20 protein-coding genes are annotated in these 20,793 nt (G+C 68.6%); 8 read left to right on the top strand and 12 right to left on the bottom strand.

Going from position 1 to position 20,793, the window contains the following annotated elements; all coding sequences use genetic code 11:
- Positions 1-25: 25 nt before the first annotated feature.
- Genes sufC through FXN61_RS18525 form a run of 5 tightly spaced genes read right to left on the bottom strand, consistent with a single transcriptional unit; the run spans position 26 to position 4,493 of the window.
- Positions 26-799: a Fe-S cluster assembly ATPase SufC gene (gene sufC / locus FXN61_RS18505; protein ID WP_167975308.1), complete on the bottom strand. Its 774-nt coding sequence runs from the start codon at positions 797-799 to the stop codon at positions 26-28.
- Positions 800-843: 44 nt separating this feature from the next.
- Positions 844-1,158 (bottom strand): non-heme iron oxygenase ferredoxin subunit, encoded by a 315-nt coding sequence (locus FXN61_RS18510; protein WP_167975309.1) that lies wholly within the window; start codon positions 1,156-1,158, stop codon positions 844-846.
- On the bottom strand, positions 1,155-2,312 hold the full coding sequence (gene sufD, locus FXN61_RS18515) for a Fe-S cluster assembly protein SufD (protein WP_167975310.1): 1,158 nt from the start codon (positions 2,310-2,312) through the stop codon (positions 1,155-1,157). The genes FXN61_RS18510 and sufD overlap by 4 nt, the downstream gene beginning before the upstream one ends.
- A 1-nt stretch (position 2,313) precedes the next feature.
- Complete coding sequence (gene sufB / locus FXN61_RS18520; protein ID WP_167975311.1) at positions 2,314-3,768, bottom strand: Fe-S cluster assembly protein SufB; 1,455 nt, start codon at positions 3,766-3,768, stop codon at positions 2,314-2,316.
- Positions 3,765-4,493, bottom strand: a complete 729-nt coding sequence (locus FXN61_RS18525; protein ID WP_312877832.1) for a helix-turn-helix transcriptional regulator — start codon at positions 4,491-4,493, stop codon at positions 3,765-3,767. The genes sufB and FXN61_RS18525 overlap by 4 nt, the downstream gene beginning before the upstream one ends.
- Positions 4,494-4,587: 94 nt before the next feature.
- On the opposite strand from FXN61_RS18525, the gene mptB reads away from it, so the two are divergent.
- From mptB to FXN61_RS52280, 4 genes are all read left to right on the top strand, one after another.
- Positions 4,588-6,123: a polyprenol phosphomannose-dependent alpha 1,6 mannosyltransferase MptB gene (mptB, locus tag FXN61_RS18530; RefSeq protein ID WP_167975312.1), complete on the top strand. Its 1,536-nt coding sequence runs from the start codon at positions 4,588-4,590 to the stop codon at positions 6,121-6,123.
- Positions 6,120-6,965, top strand: coding sequence for a BUD32 family EKC/KEOPS complex subunit (locus FXN61_RS18535; RefSeq protein WP_167975313.1), 846 nt, complete (start codon positions 6,120-6,122; stop codon positions 6,963-6,965). The genes mptB and FXN61_RS18535 overlap by 4 nt, the downstream gene beginning before the upstream one ends.
- Before the next feature lie 65 nt (positions 6,966-7,030).
- Positions 7,031-9,847, top strand: a complete 2,817-nt coding sequence (locus tag FXN61_RS18540; protein ID WP_246291717.1) for a patatin-like protein — start codon at positions 7,031-7,033, stop codon at positions 9,845-9,847.
- The gene (locus FXN61_RS52280) at positions 9,766-10,689 is read left to right on the top strand and encodes a hypothetical protein (protein WP_246291718.1); all 924 of its coding nucleotides are present in this window, start codon (positions 9,766-9,768) and stop codon (positions 10,687-10,689) included. Before FXN61_RS18540 ends, FXN61_RS52280 begins: the two co-directional genes overlap by 82 nt.
- Here FXN61_RS52280 and FXN61_RS18545 read toward each other — a convergent pair.
- Together FXN61_RS18545 and FXN61_RS18550 are read right to left on the bottom strand one after the other, a co-directional pair.
- The gene (locus FXN61_RS18545) at positions 10,670-12,661 is read right to left on the bottom strand and encodes a glycosyltransferase (protein WP_167975314.1); all 1,992 of its coding nucleotides are present in this window, start codon (positions 12,659-12,661) and stop codon (positions 10,670-10,672) included. The two genes, FXN61_RS52280 and FXN61_RS18545, sit on opposite strands and share 20 nt — an antisense overlap.
- On the bottom strand, positions 12,658-13,233 hold the full coding sequence (locus tag FXN61_RS18550; protein WP_167975315.1) for a DUF998 domain-containing protein: 576 nt from the start codon (positions 13,231-13,233) through the stop codon (positions 12,658-12,660). The genes FXN61_RS18545 and FXN61_RS18550 overlap by 4 nt, the downstream gene beginning before the upstream one ends.
- 177 nt (positions 13,234-13,410) lie before the next feature.
- Here FXN61_RS18550 and FXN61_RS18555 point away from each other — a divergent pair, with 177 nt between their 5' ends.
- From FXN61_RS18555 to FXN61_RS18565, 3 genes are all read left to right on the top strand, one after another.
- A complete protein-coding gene (locus FXN61_RS18555; RefSeq protein ID WP_312877833.1) occupies positions 13,411-14,340 on the top strand; it encodes an ABC transporter ATP-binding protein in 930 nt (309 codons plus the stop codon).
- Positions 14,341-14,396: 56 nt separating this feature from the next.
- Entirely contained in the window at positions 14,397-15,095 is a 699-nt protein-coding gene (locus tag FXN61_RS18560; RefSeq protein WP_167975329.1) for an ABC transporter permease, read from the top strand.
- 96 nt (positions 15,096-15,191) lie between these two features.
- Positions 15,192-16,106: a COX15/CtaA family protein gene (locus tag FXN61_RS18565; RefSeq protein ID WP_312877834.1), complete on the top strand. Its 915-nt coding sequence runs from the start codon at positions 15,192-15,194 to the stop codon at positions 16,104-16,106.
- Here FXN61_RS18565 and FXN61_RS18570 read toward each other — a convergent pair.
- Both FXN61_RS18570 and FXN61_RS18575 read right to left on the bottom strand, forming a co-directional pair.
- Entirely contained in the window at positions 16,085-17,188 is a 1,104-nt protein-coding gene (locus FXN61_RS18570; RefSeq protein ID WP_167975316.1) for an ankyrin repeat domain-containing protein, read from the bottom strand. The two genes, FXN61_RS18565 and FXN61_RS18570, sit on opposite strands and share 22 nt — an antisense overlap.
- Positions 17,189-17,198: 10 nt before the next feature.
- Complete coding sequence (locus tag FXN61_RS18575; RefSeq protein WP_167975317.1) at positions 17,199-17,663, bottom strand: GbsR/MarR family transcriptional regulator; 465 nt, start codon at positions 17,661-17,663, stop codon at positions 17,199-17,201.
- Between the two features lie 135 nt (positions 17,664-17,798).
- Between FXN61_RS18575 and FXN61_RS18580 the strand changes: the two genes are divergently transcribed.
- Positions 17,799-18,275: a hypothetical protein gene (locus FXN61_RS18580; RefSeq protein ID WP_167975318.1), complete on the top strand. Its 477-nt coding sequence runs from the start codon at positions 17,799-17,801 to the stop codon at positions 18,273-18,275.
- 9 nt (positions 18,276-18,284) lie between these two features.
- Here FXN61_RS18580 and FXN61_RS50140 read toward each other — a convergent pair whose 3' ends face one another.
- The 3 genes from FXN61_RS50140 to FXN61_RS18595 form a co-directional block, all read right to left on the bottom strand.
- Positions 18,285-19,577, bottom strand: a complete 1,293-nt coding sequence (locus tag FXN61_RS50140) for a DUF5919 domain-containing protein (RefSeq protein ID WP_188135214.1) — start codon at positions 19,575-19,577, stop codon at positions 18,285-18,287.
- A 72-nt stretch (positions 19,578-19,649) separates the two neighbouring features.
- On the bottom strand, positions 19,650-20,138 hold the full coding sequence (locus tag FXN61_RS18590; protein ID WP_188135215.1) for an ATP-binding protein: 489 nt from the start codon (positions 20,136-20,138) through the stop codon (positions 19,650-19,652).
- Between the two features lie 109 nt (positions 20,139-20,247).
- A complete protein-coding gene (locus FXN61_RS18595) occupies positions 20,248-20,793 on the bottom strand; it encodes a DUF742 domain-containing protein (RefSeq protein WP_167975319.1) in 546 nt (181 codons plus the stop codon).

Consider the following 20,793-nt stretch of genomic DNA (forward strand, 5'->3'; position numbering starts at 1 on the left):
GCGCCTCCTCTCAACACCTATAACGTCAGGACAGGGCTGCGGCTTCCTTGGTGCCCGTGTACTTCACGTAACCCTCGGACTCGAGCTGGTCGGCGAGCTCGCGGCCACCGGACTCGACGATCCGGCCGTTCGCGAAGACGTGCACGAAGTCCGGCTCGATGTACTTGAGGATCCGGGTGTAGTGCGTGATCAGCATGACGCCGACCTCACCGGAAGCCTTGAAGCGGTTGACGCCCTCGGACACGACGCGCAGCGCGTCGACGTCCAGGCCCGAGTCGGTCTCGTCGAGGATCGCGACCTTCGGCTGGAGCAGACCCAGCTGCAGGATCTCGTGACGCTTCTTCTCACCGCCGGAGAAGCCCTCGTTCACCGAACGCTCGGCGAACGCCGGGTCGATGTCGAGGTCGGCCATCGCACCCTTGACCTCCTTCACCCAGTGGCGGAGGTTCGGGGCCTCGCCGCGGACGGCGGTGGCGGCGGTGCGGAGGAAGTTCGACATCGAGACGCCGGGCACCTCGACCGGGTACTGCATCGCGAGGAACAGGCCCGCGCGGGCGCGCTCGTCGACGGACATCTCCAGCACGTCCTCGCCGTCGAGCGTGACGGTGCCCGAGGTGATCGTGTACTTCGGGTGACCGGCGATGGCGTAGGACAGCGTGGACTTGCCGGAGCCGTTGGGGCCCATGATGGCGTGGGTCTCGCCCGCCTTGATCGTCAGGTCGACGCCCTTGAGGATCTCCTTGGGGGCGTCCTCGCTGACGACCGAGACGTGCAGGTCCTTGATCTCAAGCGTGGCCATGACTCGTACTTCTCCTGGTGTGCCAAAAATAGATGCTGGCGAAGTCAGTTCGTGGTGACGGTGACGTCGACGAACACGTCGCCGTCACGGATGTCGACGGCGTAGACGTCGACCGGTTCGGTGGCGGGCAGCGAGGAGGGCTTGCCGGTTTCCAGGTCGAAGCACGACCCGTGCAACCAGCACTCGATCCCCTTGCGGGAGACCTCGCCCTCGCTCAACGACACCGCGGCGTGCGAGCAGAGATCGGCGAGTGCGTGCACCCGCTCACCGTTGCGCACCAGCACGACGTCAGTTCCATCGACGTCTGCTGCGAACGGCTTGCGGTCGTCCAGATCGGACAGTGCACACACCTTGATCACGCGCCGACCGCCTCGAGCTCTGCCTCGATGGCGGCCTCGAGGCGCTCGCGCACCTCGGGGACGGCGATCTTCGCGATCAGCTCCTGGAAGAAGCCGCGCACGACGAGACGACGTGCCTGGTCCTCAGGAATGCCGCGCGCCTGCAGGTAGAACAGCTGCTCGTCGTCGAACCGGCCGGTGGCGCTGGCGTGGCCCGCACCCTCGATCTCTCCGGTCTCGATCTCCAGGTTCGGCACCGAGTCGGCGCGCGCGCCGTCGGTCAGGATCAGGTTCCGGTTCAGCTCGAACGTCTCGGTGCCCTCGGCCGCGACGCGGATGAGCACGTCGCCGATCCACACCGTGTGCGCACCCTCGCCCTGCAGCGCGCCCTTGTAGACGACGTTGCTGCGGCAGTTGGGCTGACCGTGGTCGATGAACGGCCGGTGCTCCTGGTGCTGACCCGCGTCCGCGAAGTACAGACCGAAGAGCTCCGCGTCGCCGCCGCGGCCCGCGTACTGCACGACGGGCGTGACTCGGACGACGTTGCCGCCCAGGGTCACGACCGTGTGCCGCAGGGTCGCGTCGCGACCGAGCTTCGCGTGGTGCTGCGAGACGTGCACCGCGTCGTCGGCCCAGTCGTGGATCGCGATCACCGTGAGGTGCGCGCCGTCCGCGACGAGGATCTCGACGTTGTCGGCGTAGGCGCCGGAACCGCGGTAGTCCAGGATCACGGTGCCCTCGGCGAACTGCGAGGCCTTGACCTGGACGTGGCCGTAGGCAACGGAACCCTCGCCCGCGCCGGTCACCGTGACGGTGGTCGGCTCGGACTTCACGTCGCCGGGCAGCGTCACGACGGTGGCGTCCACAAAGGACGTGTACGCCTGCGCCGCGACGCGGTCGCCGGGCACGCCGGCCGTACCGAGCCTGGAGTCGTCACGGCCGACGGTCTCGGCGGTGACACCGGGTGCGGCGTTCACCTCGACGACGGCCGAACCGGTCGCCGCAGCGCCGCTGTGCAAGCCGGCGAGACGCTTGAGAGGCGTGAAACGCCAGATCTCCTCACGGCCGCCCGGCACCTCGAACGCGTTCACGTCGTAGGACGTGAAGTGCGCCGCGCGCGAGGAAACCGGAACGACAGCTCCGTGGGAGTGAGGTTTGGTCGACAGGGCGGCCATGTCAGCCGACGGCCCCTTCCATCTGCAGTTCGATCAGGCGGTTCAGTTCGAGGGCGTACTCCATGGGGAGCTCGCGCGCGATGGGCTCGACGAACCCGCGCACGATCATCGCCATGGCCTCGTCCTCGTTCAGGCCGCGCGACATCAGGTAGAACAGCTGGTCCTCGGAGACCTTCGAGACCGTGGCCTCGTGACCCATCTGCACGTCGTCCTCGCGGACGTCGACGTACGGGTAGGTGTCCGACCGGCTGATGGTGTCGACCAGCAGCGCGTCGCACTTCACCGTGGACTTCGAGTGGTGCGCCCGCTTGTTGACCTGGACCAGGCCGCGGTACGACGTGCGGCCACCGCCACGCGCCACCGACTTCGAGATGATCGTCGAAGAGGTGTGCGGTGCCAGGTGGACCATCTTGGCGCCGGCGTCCTGGTGCTGGCCCTCGCCCGCGAACGCGATCGAGAGGACCTCGCCCTTGGCGTGCTCGCCCATCAGGAAGACGGCCGGGTACTTCATGGTCACCTTGGAGCCGATGTTGCCGTCGACCCACTCCATCGTCGCGCCCTCTTCGGCCTTGGCGCGCTTGGTGACCAGGTTGTAGACGTTGTTCGACCAGTTCTGGATCGTCGTGTAGCGGCAGCGGCCGCCCTTCTTCACGATGATCTCGACCACGGCCGAGTGCAGCGAGTCGGACGAGTAGATCGGCGCGGTGCAGCCCTCGACGTAGTGCACGTAGGCACCCTCGTCGACGATGATCAGCGTGCGCTCGAACTGGCCCATGTTCTCGGTGTTGATCCGGAAGTAGGCCTGCAGCGGGATGTCCACGTGCACGCCCTTCGGCACGTAGATGAACGAGCCGCCGGACCACGTCGCGGAGTTCAGCGCGGAGAACTTGTTGTCACCGGCGGGGATGACGGAGCCGAAGTACTCCTTGAAGAGCTCCGGGTGCTCCTTCAGGCCCGTGTCGGTGTCGAGGAAGATGACGCCCTGTTCCTCGAGGTCCTCACGGATCTGGTGGTAGACGACCTCGGACTCGTACTGGGCGGCGACACCGGCGACGAGGCGCTGCTTCTCAGCCTCCGGGATGCCCAGGCGGTCGTAGGTGTTCTTGATGTCCTCAGGCAGGTCTTCCCAGCTCTGAGCCTGCTTCTCGGTGGAACGCACGAAGTACTTGATCGAGTCGAAGTCGATCCCGGAGAGGTCGGCGCCCCAGGTCGGCATCGGCTTGAGGTCGAAGAGCTTCAACGCCTTCAACCGGTACTCGAGCATCCACTCGGGCTCGTCCTTCTTCGCCGAGATGTCGCGGACGACGTCCTCGTTGATTCCTCGGCGGGCGCTCGCGCCGGCGACGTCCGAGTCGGCCCAGCCGAACTCGTAATTGCCAAGGGTGGCAATCGTCTCTTCCTGCGTGAGCGGAGACTGCACCGTGGTGGGCGTGCGCTGCTCGGCAGCGGCAGTCATGCGGGCTCCCCTCCATCATTCGGGCTGTGCTCTCCGGCAGAGCCGGATTTGGGCTGTGCAGTGTTCGGGATGTGCGTCGTGCACACGGCATGGCCGCTTGCGATCGTCGCGAGGCGCTGTACGTGAGAACCGAGGAGGTTCGCGAAAGCTTCCGTCTCGGTCTCGCACAGCTGGGGGAACTCAGCTGCCACGTGGGCTACCGGGCAGTGGTGCTGACACAACTGCTCGCCCACCCCTACGTGACGTGCCGACGCAGCGTAGCCCTCCCTGGTCAGCGCGGTCGCAAGGGCCTTGACCCGTTCGGCGGGCGTGGCCTGGGCCACGATCGCCGTGCGGTGCCGGTCCACGAGCGCGTCGACACGACTCTGCGCGAACGCGCGAACAGCCTCTTCGCCGCCGGATTGGGCGAGGAACCTGATCGCGGCGACCGCGAGGTCGTCGTAGGCGTGGCCGAACCGGGCACGCCCGGTGTCGGTCAGCAGGAAGAGCTTGGCCGGGCGGCCACGACCCCGCTGGGTCTGGCGCGGAGCATCCCTCGTCGTCGCCTCGCCGTCCGTGAGCAGTGCGTCGATGTGACGGCGCACGGCCGTGGGGCTGATGCCCAGTTCCTCGGCAACGGCCGCCGCGGTGACCGGACCCTGCTCCAACAGGAGCCTGGCGACAGCACGCCGAGTCCGGCCGTCGTGCTGATGCACGGCGTCCAGGTGGCTCTCGACGTTTTTCACAACACCAGTGTTGCGTATTTAGCCTGAGGTCGCAAAGATCGCGGTCACAGGGTGACCTGACTCACGGCTGAGACGGGCTAGATACCCTCCTGCCATGCCCACCAACGGCGGAGCGCCGACTCCGGAGAGCGACCTCTTGAACGGTCGAGAGCGTCGCCAGCTGGACATCGTTCGCCGCTGGGGCACCATCGGCGCGTTGTTGCTGACCGTCGGATCGCTCGGTGGCGGGGCCGCGCCCATCTACTCGCCGCTCTACGGCGTGCCAGTCCTCGGGCTTTTCTCGAGGATGCCCAGTGTCGCGATGGGGGTCGTCTGGACCGGCATCTTCATGATCGTGTCGGCCTGGCTGGCGCTGGGACGGTTCGTCAGACCGGGGCGCGCGCGGCTGGTCTCGCGCAGCCAGATGGACCGCACGCTGCTGATGTGGACCGTTCCGCTGGTCTTCTGCGTGCCGATGTTCAGCCGGGACGTCTATTCGTACCTGGCGCAGAGCGAGATCGCGGCGCGCGGCCAGGACCCGTACGAGCTCGGCCCGGCCAACGCCCTCGGTGTCGACCACGTGCTCACGCGCGGTGTGCCGAACATCTGGCGTGAGACGCCGGCGCCTTATGGACCTCTGTTCCTGGCGTTCGGCCGGTTGACCGCGATGCTGACCGGTGACCACGTCGTGTCGGGCGTGTTCGTGCACCGGCTGCTGGTGCTGTGCGGCCTGGTGATGATCGTGTGGGCGTTGCCCCGGCTGGCCGCCCGGTTCGGCGTTCCGCCGGTCGGCGCGCTGTGGCTGGGTGCGCTCAACCCGTTGGTGCTGTTCCACATCGTCATCGGCGTGCACAACGACGGCCTGGCGCTCGGCCTGATGCTGGTCGGCCTGGAGCTGGCGATGCGCGGGCTGGAACCGTTGAAATGGTCGTGGATCACGCTGGGTGCCGGGATCATCGTGTGCGGCGCGATGGTGAAGATCCCCGCGATGGCCGCGCTCGGCTTCCTCGGTGTGATGGTGGCCCGCAAGCTCGGCGGTCAGCTCAAGCACCTGGCGTTGGTGGCCGGGGTCATGGCCGTGATCGCCGGGGTCGGGGTGGTGGTGATCTGCCTCGGCACCGGGTTCGGGTTCGGGTGGATCTCGACGCTGAACGTGGCCTCGACCGTGAAGTCCTGGATGTCGCCGCCGACCGCGCTGGGCTTCCTCGGTGCCGGCACCGGCATCATGCTCGGCCTCGGCAACCACACCGAGGCGATGATCTCGCTGACCAGGCTGCTCGGGCAGGGCGTGTCCGTGGTGATCACCGTGCTGCTGCTGTGGCGCAGCTTCAAGGGCCGGATCAAGGCGATGAACGGCCTGGGTGCCGCGCTGGGCGCGATCCTGGTGCTCGGCCCGGTGCTGCAGCCCTGGTACGTGCTGTGGGCGGCGATTCCGCTGGCCACCGCCGTCGTCGGGCCCAAGTTCCGGCTGTTCGCCATGGTGACCTCGGCGATCATCGCGGTGATCCTGCCGCCGACCGGGTCCGCCTTCGACGGGCGTGCTTACACGGTGCCGCAGGCCGTCGCCGGTGCGGTGATCACGTTCGCGGTCTGCGTTCTGATCGCGCGCAAGCGGGTGGGGCCGTTCCTCAAGTCCGACCCCGCGGCGTGAAGGACTGGCTCGAACAGCGGTCCGACGACGAGCTTGCGGCGCTGCTGACGCACGGGCGGGCGCTCGGGCCGGGAGCAGGCGGCGGGCCGGTGCTGCTCGACGTCGAGGGCGTTCAGGTGTTCGCCAAGCGCGTGCCGCTGACACGGCGGGAGCTCGACCGGCCGTACTCGACGGAGAACCTGTTCGACCTGCCGGTGGTGTGCCAGTACGGCATCGGGTCGCCGGGCTTCAACGCGTGGCGTGAGCTGGCCGCGAACCAGCTCGTGGCCGGAACTCCTGGTTTCCCGCTCCTGCTTCACCACCGCGTGCTGCCCGGCAGGGCGGCGATCACCGCGGAGTTCCTCGACATCGACGCCGCTTCGGCACGGCTGGGCGGGTCGCCGCAGATCAGGGCGCGGTTCACCGAGCTGGCCGCGGCCGAGCACAGCCTGGTGCTGTTCTTCGAGCACGTCCCGCTCGCCTTGCGTGAGTGGCTCACCCCGGACCTCCTCCCCGAGGTGGAACGGCAGCTCATGGAGATCGTGGCCGCGCTGCGGTCACTGGACCTGCTGCACCTCGACGTCCACTTCGGCAACATCCGTTCCGACGGCGAGCGGGTCTACCTGGCCGACTTCGGGCTGGCCACGTCGCCGCGGTTCGACCTCGACGCCGCCGAGCACGAGTTCGCTCGCCGGCATGCGGGACATGACGCGGAACTCGTCGCGTTGCACCTGGTCAACCACATCACGAAGGCGATCCCCGACCCGTCGCCCGCCGTCGCGGAGATGCTGGAACGGCTGGGACCCACCGCGGCGAAGTGGAACGACTTCTACCGTCGGCTGATGGGTCAACCGGTCCAGTAACCACATCCCTTCGGCGGACGAGTACCTAGCAGGGGGAAGATCGACGCCGGAGGGGGTGAGGCGGCATGTCCGAACAACCCATGTCGCGCGAAGAGGTCCGGTTCGCCGTTGTGCTCAACGGCGGCGTGAGTCTGGCCGTCTGGATGGGCGGCGTCGTGCTGGAGCTGGACCGTCTGACCAGGCCGGGAACCACGTACCAGCCGCTGCTGGACCTCGTGGGCTGCACCGCGAGAGCGGATGTCATCGCCGGCACGTCCGCCGGCGGCATCAACGGGGCCGCGCTGGCGTTGTCGCAGGTCAACAAGCAGGCCGACCTGAGCAGACTGCGTGACCTGTGGGCAGAGCAGGGCCGGATGGAACAGCTGCTCAGGACGCCGTTCCGCGGCGAGCCGGCCAGCCTGCTCAAGGGTGACGAGTTCTTCCTGCCGAGACTTCAGGAGGCTCTGGCCAGGCTCACGAGCGACTTCGACCCGACCGAGGTCCACGAACGCCCGATCGACCTCAGGATCACCACCACGCTGCTAGGCGGCGTCCCGACCATCACCTACGACGACCTCGGCCAGCCGCTGACCCAGTCGGTGCACCAGGGATCGTTCTCGTTCCGCCGCGACCCCTACACCTGGGTGAGCGAAGAGACCAGGGACGACTTCAAGAGCGACACGCTGAACGACCGCGTCCTGCAGCTCGCCCTCGCGGCACGCAGCAGTGCCAGCTTCCCGTTCGCGTTCGAGCCGAGCTTCATCCCCGTCGGCGGCCAGGCGACTCCTGACCGTCCCGACATGGCGGACGTCGCGAGCTGGGCTAACGGGGGCGACCGGAGCAGGTTCGCGGTCGACGGTGGTGTCCTGGTCAACACGCCCACGCGGGAAGCGCTGGAAGCCATCGACCGCATGCCGGCGGACGGGCCGGTCCGGCGCGTGATGCTGCTGGTCTTCCCGCACGCCGAACCGCTGGGTTCCGAGCCGGTGGCCGACACCGTCGACAAGGGGCTGACGACGGTCGGCTCCGGCGCCAAGCTGCTGAGCGCCATGTCCAGCCAGGCCAACCGGACCTACGTCGAGAAGATCGAGGAGCACAACCGGCGGGCCGCGAGCAGCAGGGGTGGCCGGACGGCCCTGCTGGAACGGTTGCACGCCAACGACGAGAACGTGGTCGACGAGGTGTACTCGTTGGCGGACAAGCTCTTCGGGCACTACGAGGACGTCGAGATCAGGCTCGCGGCCAGGCAGGTGGCCACCCAGCAGTTCGTCGTCCCCGGTGGAAACCCCGGGAACTGGTCCTTCGAACGGGCTCGGCGCGCGGCGGAGACGGCGCAGCGCAAGTGGAAGAAGCAGCACGGTGTGCTCCCGTACGTGCCCGGTGTGCGGCTGCCCGCGCAGGTGTGCCGCGAGGACGTCGGCTGGGAGTGGGGCCTCACGATGGCCGAGCGGCTCGGCGCGTCGGCGCTCGACCTGCTCAAGCGTCTGGTGTGGGTGGCACCGGACGGCAGCGCCGACAAGATCGCCGCGGCCCGCCGCGAACTGCACCAGGTGCGGGCCGAGCTCCGCAGGCTGCGCGAGGAGCTGTTCGCGTGGAAGCCTTCCGACTCGCTCGGCGAGACGTACTGGACCGGCCGGCTCGCGAGCTATCACGAGCACATGATCGACGGCCACCTCGGTCTGGAGGTCAAGGCGCAGGTGGCCGAGATCGGCCGGATCGTCGGCGAGGCCCAGCAGGTGATCAACGGCCTCGACGAGCACCGCCTCAGGCTCGGTGGGCTCGCGGCGTGGAAGGCGTTGCTCGACATCAGGACCACCAAGGGCGAGGCGGGACTCGGCGAGAACGAGCGGTGGCTGTCCCGTCTGCTGGCACTGGAGGTCGCGGGCACGTGCCTGTCCGACGACGCCTCGACCGGGATGGACACGGCGGTCGAGCTGGTGCAGGTGTCGCTGCAGACGCGCAACGCGTTCGCGCAGCAGTCGATCACGGCGGACGACAAGGCCGGCGGCGCGTCGCTGTCGCGGTTCTCCGGGTTCCTCAAGCGGTCGTGGCGGGTCAACGACTGGATCTGGGGACGGCTCGACGGCGCCACGATGCTGTGCCGTGTGCTGTTCGACCCGCGCAGGCTGCGCAGGATGGACACGCTCGGTCGTCCGGAAGGCGACCAGCGCACGCCGGAGCAGCGTGCGGAAGCCGTGGTCGGCGAGGTCGTCGAGGCGATGTTCGGTCCCGAGCTGCCCGTGCAGGTCGCGGCCTGCGCCGAGGAAGCCAAGAAGGAGCTCACGGGCATCTACGAGGCTGAAGGTGAGCTGTCGCCGTCGTCGATGAAGCTCGCCGAGCTGGCCGCGTGGGGCCTGCACTGGCGGATCATCTGCGAGGAGCTCCCCCGGCTGCGGGCCGCCATCATCGCCGACCGCGGTGATGGCGCGGACCAGCGTTCGCGCGGTGAGCTGTTTCTCGAAGAGCACGCGGACCTGTTGCGGCGCCTGGAATATCCCGAACAGCACACGGTCACGCTCGGCATGGCGGCGCTCAACGCGTTCGACCGCGCCGGCATCGGCCGCGAACCTCTGACGCAGGAAGCCGCGTCGGACCAGATGATCCGCACGGCAGCGACTGCAGCTGCTGTCGCGGTCACGGTCGCCGACTCCGAACGGTCAGGGCTCGCCGCGGCGAGGCCGGTGACCCGCGTCGTGCGAGGAGCCGCGCTGCTCCCCTACTGGACGATCACCGGCCTGACCAGAGGCGGGAAGCTCGCGCAGTTCCTGGGACTCCTGGGCCTCGCCGTCGGCGGCGCGCTCGTGGTCATGGCGCTGTTCGCATGCTGCCGGCCTGGGCAGCCGGTCCTGGCGCGGCGATCGGTGCGGCCAGTCTCCTCGCCGCCTTCGGTTACGCGGCACTGAGAAGCGGCACGCTGCTGCACGGGCTGGTGCTGCTGTCACCAGTGATCCCGTTGGCGGCCATAGCCGTCGACAGACTGCCCGACGACCGCTCCGAGATCTCGACCGGCACGGTCACCGTGGCCGGTGTCGCGCTGGTCGTCACGGCACTGCTCGTCCTGGGTTCGCTGCCCTCGCCGATCCGCACACCGCTCGCGGTGCTGGCCGACTTCAAGCCGTTGCGGATCATCAAGCGCCGCTGGAAGCAGGCGGCCGTGGCGCTGGCGGTGGCGGGGCTGGTCTGGACGGTGTGGCAGTTCGAGCTGCACACCAAGCCGTGGCTGGTGATCCCCACTTCGATCCTTTGTGGAGCGTTCGGGATCCGGATGGCGCTGTCTGGCGGCAAGTCGCTGCAGCGCTGGCGCAGGGTCGAGGGCGTCTGGGGCACGGAACGCGCCGAGCCTCCCGCCGCCGCCACCGCGGGCTGGGCCGTGATCTACGGCCTCGGCTACCTCGCGGCCGCGGACGTGCTGCTGATCATCCAGCCCGCGGGATGGGGCTGGCAGGCGGTGATCGGCACGGCGCTGGCGTTCGGCCTGACGCTGCTGCTGATCACGTCCTGGTACGTGCCCCGCGTGGAACGCCGCCGCATCCGCAGGCAGCTCGTCAGCGAGGCGATTCCCGCGATCTACCCGGACGGCTGCGACATCGCCGAGACGTTGCGCGAACGGCTGGAGGGCCACGCCTCGCTGTACCGGTTCCTCATCCGGGGAGAGGGTGAGCACCCCTCGGAGCTCACCCTCTCCCACACGGGACTCGTTGTCGCGCAACGAATCGAAGCGAAGCTCAGGCAGCAAGCGCGATGATCGGCGCCGTGCGGCCCATCGCTCGTGCGTAGAGGCCCTCGAAGCGCTCCAGGGTCGCCGCCAGCGCGTGGTGCGAGATGATCTCGCTGCTGGCGGCACCCATCCTGGCGCGCATCGGCGCGTCGTGGACGAGCGTGTGCAGGCGCTGGGCCAGCTGGTTCACGTCGCCGGGCTCGAACAGCCAGCCGTTGCGGCCGGTGTGCACGAGGTGCGGCAGGGCCATGGCGTTCGCGGCGATCACCGGCTTGCCCGCGGCCATCGCCTCCATCGTCGCGAGGCTCTGCAGCTCGGCGACACCGGGCATGACGAACAGGTCGCATCGGGCGTACGCGTCGAGCAGGTCGTCCTCGGACACGAAGCCGTGGAACCGCACGCGGTCCGTGATCTCCAGGTCGCGGGCCAGCAGCTCCCACTCCGAGCGGCACGTGCCGTCACCGACGATCTCGCCGAACGCGCCGGGCACGCGGGCCAGCGCCCGCAGGAACTCGTCGACGCGCTTCTCCTCGTCCAGCCGCCCGACGAACAGCGCGGTCGGCCGGTCGTTGTGGGTGACCTCACGCTGGTAGCGGGCGATGTCGATGCCGCACGAGACCGGCACCGCGCGCTCGGGGAAACCGCTCTCGTGCAGCAACTGCACGGCACGCGGCGTCGGCGCGGTCACCATGTCGGCGCGTCCGAACACGCGCGCCAGGTCGCGGTAGGCGAACTTGCGGGCCATGCCCTGCAGGAACGCCGGCACGTGCGCGTGGCTGAACAGGTTCTCCGGCATGAAGTGGTTCGTCGCGACCGTCGGAATTCCCTGGGCGACCGCGGAGTTCAGGACGAACCGGCCCACCACGAAGTGCGCCTGGACGTGCACGACGTCCGGCTTGAGCGACTTGATCAGCTCGTCGGCCGCCTTCGACGCCTGCCATGGCAGGCAGAACCGGAAGTCCGGGTAGAACGGGAGCCGGTGCGATCGCAGCCGGTGGACCGTCACACCGGGGATCTCCGCGGCTTTCGGCGAGTCGGGAGCGATGACGTGGACGTCGTGACCCTTCTCGGCCAGACCGACCGCCAGGCGTTGCGCGAAGCGCGCGGCTCCGTTGACGTCCGGCGGGAACGTGTCGGCGGCGATGACGACGCGCAGCGCGCTGGAGGTGTTCACGGGAAGCTCCGATCGAGTGTTCGGTACACGTTGTGGTTGACGAGCGAGTGCGAACACACCGCTGGCGGCGGCGAGCGCGCAGGCGATGAGCGCGGCACCGGTCCACGGGGACAGGTGCGCGGCCTCGCCGAGCAGGAAGGCACCGAGGCCGACCGCGACCAGCGGATCCACCACGGTCAGGCAGGCGACGGCGAGATGAGGGGGTCCGCCCGCGTAGGCGTGCTGGACCAGCCAGCCACCGACCGCGAGCGAGAGGGCGATGCCGAGCACGGACGCCACGTGCGAGAGCCCGAAACCGCCTTGCTGCACCGACTGCGAGACGGCGCGCATGAGCACGGACACGTACCCGTACGCGACACCTCCGGCCGATGCGAACGCCACGGCACGGATGCGCGCGTTGGTCGTCATGGCGGCGATCACCCCAGGCACCGCTATCGCACCGAGGGCCACGAACCCTGCGGTCAGCTCGGCGTCTGGCGCGACCTGGGTCGCGGTAGCACTGCCGGACGCGAGGAACACGAACGCGCCCACGCCCACGGTTGTGAGCAGGATCGCCGGCAGTTCGCGGAAACGGCGGTCCATCAGCGCGGTCATGCCGATCGCGAGCACACCGATCGGCTGGACGACGGTGAGCGGCGCCATGCCGAGCGCGGCCGCGTGCACGCCCGCACCGGCGATGAGCAGGGCGAGCCCGCCGAGCCAGCGCGGCTGACGGAGAACGCCGACGCGCGCACCCGTCTCGGCGATCGCGTCGTGCTGCAGGCGTGCCGCGAGCGCGAAGCACACGGCGCCGAGCACGGCGAGCGTTATGGCGAGCAGGGTCATGAGGTGCGCCTCACCTGTAGTACCGCGATGGCGAAAAGGAGTCCGTAAAGCGATGCGAACAAAACGCGTTCGGTCAGCCCGCGCGCCTCGAAACCGGCGAACGAAACATGGCTGACCAGAAACGCCGCGCTCGAGACGCTCGCCGTTATTGCGACACCGAGCAGAGCCGGAAATTTGCGCGCGATGAGCACACCGGCCGCGGGCAACGCCACGAACATGACCGCGCCGGCGTACCGGTGGATGTAGCCGGACAACGACGTCGGTGCTCCCGTGGGGTCGGTCGGGAAGATCGTCGACACGGTCAGTCCCGCCGACCACACGCCGATCAGCCACTGCGCTGACCTGCCTACACCGCGCAGGTTGACAGCGAGCAACGCCGAGACTGCCGCGAGGCTAAGAGAGGTCGCGGCCAGCCATCCGGTGCCGTTGCGCACGAACACGTAGTCGCTGATCACGTCCGTGATCGGGTTCAGCTGCCCTGCCGACACGACATGCAGGTAGAAAATCGGAACCAGTGAGAACACCAGCCCCCCGACCACCAGTCCCCGTCTTTCCGCCCCCGTCTTGAGCACGTGAAAAGTCTCTTCTGATGTGGGTGATCAACCAATGGGGAACTCCCCCGAGCAAACCCTGAGGTGTCCCTGACTCCCGGGGGTAGGGCCAGCCCCACCTTTTTCAGCGGTCCTTCAGGAATGGACGGCGAGCCCTGCCTTCGGGCAGATCGTCACGACCGCCTAGGCTGACCGTTCGTGAGCCCGAATCCCCAGCCTGCGGTGGAAGTGTCGGGGCTGGTCAAGAGGTACGGCTCGAAGACCGCCGTTGACGGCCTCGACCTCGTTCAGCAGCCCGGCACCGTTCTCGCCCTGCTCGGGCCCAACGGCGCGGGCAAGACGACGACCGTCGAGATCTGCGAGGGGTTCCGCTCGGCCGACGACGGCACGGTGCGCGTGCTCGGCCTCGAACCCGGCTCCGAGTCGTTGCGCCCGCGCATCGGCGTGATGCCGCAGGGCGGTGGCGGTTACCCCGGCATCCGCGCCGAGGAGATGCTGCACCTGGTGGCGGCGTGCGCGGCGAACCCGCTGGATCCGAAGTGGCTGATCGACGTCCTCGGGCTCGGCGGCGCGGCTCGCACCCCGTACAAGCGGCTGTCCGGCGGCCAGCAACAAAGACTCTCACTGGCGTGCGCGTTGATCGGACGCCCTGAGCTGGTCTTCCTGGACGAGCCGACCGCGGGCATGGACCCGCAGGCGCGCCGCCTGGTGTGGGACCTCGTGGGTGCTCTGAAGGGCGACGGTGTGTCCGTGCTGCTGACGACTCACCTCATGGACGAGGCCGAAGCGCTGGCCGACAACGTCGTGATCATCGACGAGGGCAAGGTCGTCGCGCAGGGCTCGCCGGCCGAGCTCACCGCGAACCGGCCGGACGACCAGCAGCTGCGGTTCCGCGCCCGGCCCGGCCTGGACACGTCGTTGCTGTCCGCCGCACTGCCGGAAGGACTGAAGGTGCGCGAGGCCACGCGTGGCGGGTACGTCGTGGAGGGGTTGATCGACCCCCAGGTCGTGTCGACCGTCACGTCGTGGTGCGCGCAGCAGGGTGTGCTGGCCGAGGAGCTGACGGTGGCCAAGCGCAGCCTCGAAGACGTTTTCCTGGAGCTGACCGGCAGGGAGCTGCGTTCGTGACCACCTTCGCTCCCGGCACGTTCACGCCGGCGCCCGGCCGTGGCTCGCTGCCGAAGATGCTGTTCGCGCACGCCCGCACCGAGGCGATGCTGACGTTGCGCAACGGCGAGCAGATCCTGCTGACGGTGATCATCCCGCTGGCGCTACTAGTGGCGTTGTCGTTGATGCCGGTGATCCCGATGCCGGAGCCGCGCGTCGGTTCCGCCACGGCACGGATCTTCGCGCTGGCGATCATCTCCTCGGCGTTCACCGGGCAGGCCATCGCTCTGGGCTTCGACCGGCGTTACGGCGTGCTGAAGCGGCTTTCGGCGTCGGCGCTCCCCCGGTGGCTGCTGGTCGCGGGACGGGTCTGCGGGGCGCTGGTCGTCGTGGCGATCCAGATCGCGTTGCTGGCGGTCACGGCGTTGATCCTGGGCTGGAAGCTCCCGCTCTCCGGCCTGCCGTGGATGGTGCTGCTGATCATCCTGGGCACGCTGACGTTCGGTGCGCTGGGTGTGTTGCTCGGCGGGGCTCTCCGCGCGGAGATCGTGCTGGCACTGGCGAACATCATCTGGTTCGTGCTGCTGATGGTCGGGGGCGTCGCGCTGTCAGTGCCCGTCGGGTTCGTGCACCTGCTGCCGTCGGCCGCGCTGGCCCAGGCGTTGGAAACCTCTGTGGTGCACGGCACGGCACCGGGTGCAGGCCCGGTCGCAGTGCTCGTGGCCTGGGGCGTTGTCGCCGGCGCTCTGGCTACCCGGACGACTCGTCTGACCTGAGGTCGTGAGTGGTTTTGGCCGCCCTAGCGGCAAAACCACTCACGACCGAGGCCCCCGGCACCTAGGAATCAACACAGCACGCCTACGATCGTTGACGTGTCGAAGCTGACCGCTCTCCTCGTTTCCTGGCAGCGCGCGCTCGCGATTGCCGTCGTCATCGCGCAGGCCGGAATCGCGGTCACCGGGTCGATCGTCCGCGTGACCGGCTCCGGTCTCGGCTGCCCCACGTGGCCGGAGTGCGTCGAGGGCAGCGTCGTTCCAGTGCAGCACCCCGAGGTCGCGGCCCTGCACCAGTGGGTCGAGTTCGGCAACCGGACGCTGACGGGTGTCGTCGGCGTCATCGCGGGTCTGTGCGTGCTGGCGGCGTGGTTCAACCTGCCGCGACGCAAGCGGGTCTTGACGCTCTCACTCATCCAGCTCGGTGGTGTGGCGCTGCAGGCGGTCGTCGGCGGCATCACGGTGCTGACAGGTCTCGCCTGGTACACCGTGTCCGTTCACTTCATGATCTCGATGGCCCTGGTGTGGCTGGCCGTGCTGCTCGTCAGTTCGCTGTCCGAGGGCGACGGTCCGGCGCGGTTGCTGGTGCCGGCTCCGTTGATGAAGCTCCAGGTCGTCATGGCCACCGTGCTGGGCGCGCTGCTGCTCGCGGGCACGTGGGTGACGGCCGCAGGGCCGCACGCCGGTGACGCTTCGACGCCTCGCCTGGGCGTCGAGGTGGCGACCCTCGCGCAGATCCACGCGGACCTGCTGTTCCTGTTCCTGGGCCTGCTGGTCGCGGTCGGGTTCTTCACGCGGACCCGCCCGTACTGGACGCTCGTGGGCGTCGTGCTCGCTCAGGGCGCGCTGGGCATGGTCCAGTACTGGACCGGCGTGCCGGAGGTGCTCGTGTCGATCCACGTGCTGGGCGCCGGTGCGGTTGTCGTTGCCACAGCGGCGCTGTGGACTTCTTCGCGCGAGCGCACGCACGAGGTGGAGCTGCCCGCCGGCGATCAGGCGCTCAGCAAGGCCTGAGCCTCCGCGTTGTCGTTGTGCCCTGCCCAGTTCGCGGGCGTCGAGTCGTAGTTCGCGTCCGTGATGGTCCGGTCGGCGCCCGCGTCGAGCAGGATCCGGATGATCGGCAGGTGGCCGCGCTCGGCCGCGAGGTGCAGCGCCGTCACGCCCTCGCCGTGCATCGGGCCGCCGAAACCCGTGCGCTGGTTGGGGTTCGCACCCAGGTCGAGCAACGTGCGGGTGGCGTTCTCCAGCCCGCACCACGCCGCCCACGCGAGCGCCGTGCCGCGGTAGACGTCCGCGTCGATCCTGGCGCCGCGCTTCAGCAGGTCGCCCAGCACCTCGGTGCGGTCGTTGCGCGCGGCCCAGGACAGGGCCTCGTCGAGCACTTCCTGCGGGTCGTTGGTCGGCCACCAGCGTGGGAAACCGCTGTGCGGGCGGTAATAGCCGCGCTTGGCCTCCGGTTCGGCCGCGAGGTCGAGGTTGCCCAAGCCCGCGGCCGTGCGCAGGTTCGGCGGCTGAACTCCGTGCTGCGCCAGCAGTTCGGCTACTTCCCTGTTGCCCCAGAACAACGCGACGGTGAGCGGTGTGCCGCCTTCGCCGCGTGCGTCGAGGTTGGTGCGGGCACCCTTGTCGAGCAGCGACTGGGCCAGATGCGGAAGGTTGGCGTAGGCGGCCTGGTGCAGTGCCGTCCAGCCGTGCACGTTCTGGTGATCGACGTCCGCGCCGTCGTCGAGCAGCACCTGGACCAGACGCTCGTCGCACTTGGCCGCGGAGAGCCCGAGCAGGTCGTTCCCGTTGGTACCGCTGGCTTTCACCAGCCACGGGTCCCGCGTGATGATCGCCTTGAGCTCACCGGGGTTCTGCATCTCGATGGCCTGGTAGGCGCGGGCGAACGGGCGCGGCTTGCGGATGTTCGCCTTCAGCGCCTTCCAGTCCTGACAACCGTGGGCCTGCGCGAGCACGATGTGAGCACCCTCGTCCGTCAGCGGTACGTCGTCGAACACCTCGAGCGCACCGGGCACGCCGTCCCACGCGGAGGCGAGCAGTCCCCTGGCTCGTTCCTCGTAGTACTCGATGTCATCGCGAAACGGGTGCCACATGGCACCCACGCTACTTCGGTGACGCGGGCCTGCGCTCCCACAAAGCGGGAAGTTCCTCTGAGAGCCAACCGTAGAGATGGTCGACGGTCCTGAGCCGCATCGCGCGCTCCGGGTCGCCGCTGAGCAACCGCATGCCGTCGTCGGTCAGCGTCTGGACGCTGGCGATCGCGTTGAGCTTGCGCTGCACGAACTCCGTCCAGGCCTTCTCGTTGATCCGGTACTCGGCCGCCTGCCTGCCGCGCCTGGTCCGCTTGGTCACCAGGCCGACGGTGACCAGGTACTTCAGGTTCGTGCTGATCGACCCGCTGCTGGCCTCCAGCTCCTGGGAAAGCTCGGCGGCGGTGCGCTCGACCGGCTGGCAGACCAGCAGGTAGCCGAGGATGCGGCCGCCGATCAACGGGATGCCCTCCTCGGCGAAGTGGGCCGCGAACCGCTCGATCCAGGCGGACAGCCGGGTTTCCCTGCCCACGCTCATCAGTGATCCCTTTCGGTCGACACTGAAGTCATCGTAGCGATCTTGTCAACACTTTTGCAACCCCGGGGTTGCAGATTGGAGACGCTAGTGCAACCATCGGTTGCACTTAATCCCGACACCGACAAGGACGTACCGATGGACACGACCGCACTGCGCAGCGCCTACGAGAAGTTCCTTGAAGTGGCGGCGGCCCCCGACCTCGGCGACGCCGCCGACGGAGGGTGGAACGCCGATCAGGTGCTGGCCCACGTCCTCAGCGTCGACGCCGCGACCGCCGCTGTCGCACTGGGAGTCGTGTCCGGCTCGCGGCCCACCTTCGACAACCGGATCTGCCTCGACGGCTGGAACCTCGACCGGATCATCGCCGAGCACACCGGCAGGGCCGAGCTGATCGCTCACGTCCGCAGCCAGGCCGCCGTCCTCTGCGACATCGCGGACCAGCTCAGCGAGAAGGCCGCTTCTGTTCTGGTGCCGTCATTCCTGATGTCCAACGACCAGGTCGTCCTGGACCAACCGGTCTCGCTCGCCGATCTCGTCAACGGTCTCGCTGAGAGCCACGTGCCAGGGCACACCCAGCAGCTTTCCGACCTGAGGCCGATTCGCGGAAATTGACCGTCGGCGTCAATCGAGTGCGTGCGGCTTCGCGCCGGCCCAGAGTGCTTCCGCCTCACCGAGAAGTGACTGGAAGCCGAAGCCGTCACCGGGATGCAGGACGAACTTCGGTTCGCCGGGCGCCTGGTAGGTGTAGTACTCCACGTACACAGCGGCCTGCGCACCTCCGCTGCCCACCGCGATCACACCGGTGGACAGCGGATGACTCGTCAGCCGCACCGAGAGATCGCCCTTGGTGAGCCGTTTCAGCTCGCCGAGCAGCCGGAGGCTCGCGCGGATTCGTTCTCTGGCCGTGTCGGCGGAGCGTTCCGCGTAGTACCGCTCCGCCATCACGTCCACGGTCGGCACGGACGGGTCGACGAGCAGGAACCGCACGGCCTGCCCGTTGCGCAGGCGTGCCTCCACTTTGCCGAACTGCGCGTTCAAGAAGGCGTTCCTGGCCATTCCGGTGATCAGCACTTCGTCGGCGGCGTCGAGCACGTCGGTGAGTTCCGGACCGAACTCCTCGCTGAACACGGGGCGACGGGCGCGCTCCGACCAGGCTCGCGCACTCAGGGGCCACTCGACGCCGGACTCCCACAGCCGTTCGGCCTCCGCGCCGAAGTGCTGGTACCAGGGAGCATCCTCCTTCGAGAACACCATGATCGGGGCCGCTTCGCCCTCCGCGTGGAACTCGTAGTGCTGCACGCACACGACACCATTCGGCTTCTGCACGTCCAGGCAGTTGTAGCCCATCGACGGGATGCTGGACAGCACCCGGATCTCCAGCCGGCCGCCATGCCGCTCCCGGAACGCGGTGAGGTCGTCCAGAGTCGCCCGAATCCTGGTGCTCAGGCGGTCGACGCCCTGCGGGTGCGAGCGGTGGCGGTCCGCGGTCAGCATGAGCGGCTCGTCGGTGGGGTCGAGCACGAGGACTCTCACGCGCCCGCCGGCTTTCAGAACAGCGGGCATGTCGGTGCGCAGGCCTTGCACGGTCCTCGTCATGGTGCGACCGATCAGGAGGATGTCGGACGCGGCCGCCCGGCGAGCGATCAGGTCCGGCGGAAAATCCGTGCGCAGCGTGACCGCGCCGGCCAGCGCCCGGCTCATCCGCTGGGTCAGCTTCCTCGTCTTGATCTGCGAGAACGCGAGGATCGCCAGGAGGCCCAGCACGGCAGAGGCCAGCGTCTTGACGTCGGAAAGCCCTGTCACACCGAGAATCGTGAACAGCAGCCCGACGACCGCGAGTGCGTACAGGTCCAGGTTCTCGTCGCTGACGAACGCCTGCACCGCTCGCCTGATGCGCCCCGGTTCACCACTCACGCAAATCCTCCGCTCACAGCCGCCTCGGTGGCAGGTTACGGCCGCGATGCGGTGTGGCGGAGGAGAACGCTGTCAGCAGACAGGCGCGAGAGGTGTGGTCTCGTCGGGACCGGCCCGGCGCCGCCACCGGTCGAGCTTCGCGTGCTCGGTCAGCGAGATCAGCGTCTCGCGCACCGAGAGCCGCACGCGCGGGTCGCAGTTCACGACCGGCACCTCGGGAGCGATGCCCATCCCGCGGATGATGGCCTTCACGTCCGACCGGACGGACGCGTGCACGTTGTTCAACGCCAGCACGTACGGGATCCGGTGGTCCTCGAAGTACCGCATGGCGTCCACGGAGTCCGCGGGACGCATCACGTCGAACAGCACCACGGCACCGACCGCGCCGCGCACGACGTCGCTCCAGCCGGCGCGCGGGTCCTGCCACTGCGGGGCCACGAACAGGTGCAGCGCGAGGCCGGGGTCGAGCCACACCCGGCCGAACTGGATGCGCACCAGCTCGGTGACCAGACCCGCGCGCTCCGGTGGGAGTGCGGTCATCGTGAGGAGATCGTTCTCCACGATGGACCTGATGAAGGTGCTCTTGCCGACGCCGAAGCCTCCAGCGACGACTATCTTGGCCGAGGTCAGCTCCCGACCAGGCGGCCCAGGGGGCCCGAAGTCGGGAAATCTAGAGCCGACGTAGTCCACTCAGCACTCTCTCCATCAACCCGAGGTCCGGCGTGACACCGCCCGCGGAAGCGGTCTGGTGCACGTCCACCAGACCTCGTTCCGCCATGTCGCCGAGCAACACCTTGGCGACTCCCAGCGGGAGACGCATCAGTGCGGCCACCTCCGCGACGGATCGCGGCGAGCGGCACAGCTCGACTACGTGTTGGTGCTCAGCCTGCAAGATACCTGCAGACTGCCGACTCTGATCATTGGCGGAGACAAGTGTCTCGATCTCGAGGTTGATGTTCGACCGTGTGCGCCCACCCGTCCAGGCATATGCACGAACGATCGAGGCGTCGGGAGCCTCCTGGACGGGCGGCTCGAAGGCCGGTGTTTCTTCTTGCGGTACAACGGGAGTCGCTTCACGCGCGGGCACAGGGGACGCCGTGTGCGCTCGCTTTCGACCCGAGTCCAGGGAAAACCCGTTCATCAGGTCGGCGAACGTCTGCTCGGCGGGCGTCTCAGCCCGCCTGCGTCGCCGGTGCGCGTCAGCGGCCGAACTCAT

Source organism: Lentzea indica (assembly GCF_012184385.1).
Lineage (GTDB): Bacteria > Actinomycetota > Actinomycetes > Mycobacteriales > Pseudonocardiaceae > Lentzea > Lentzea indica.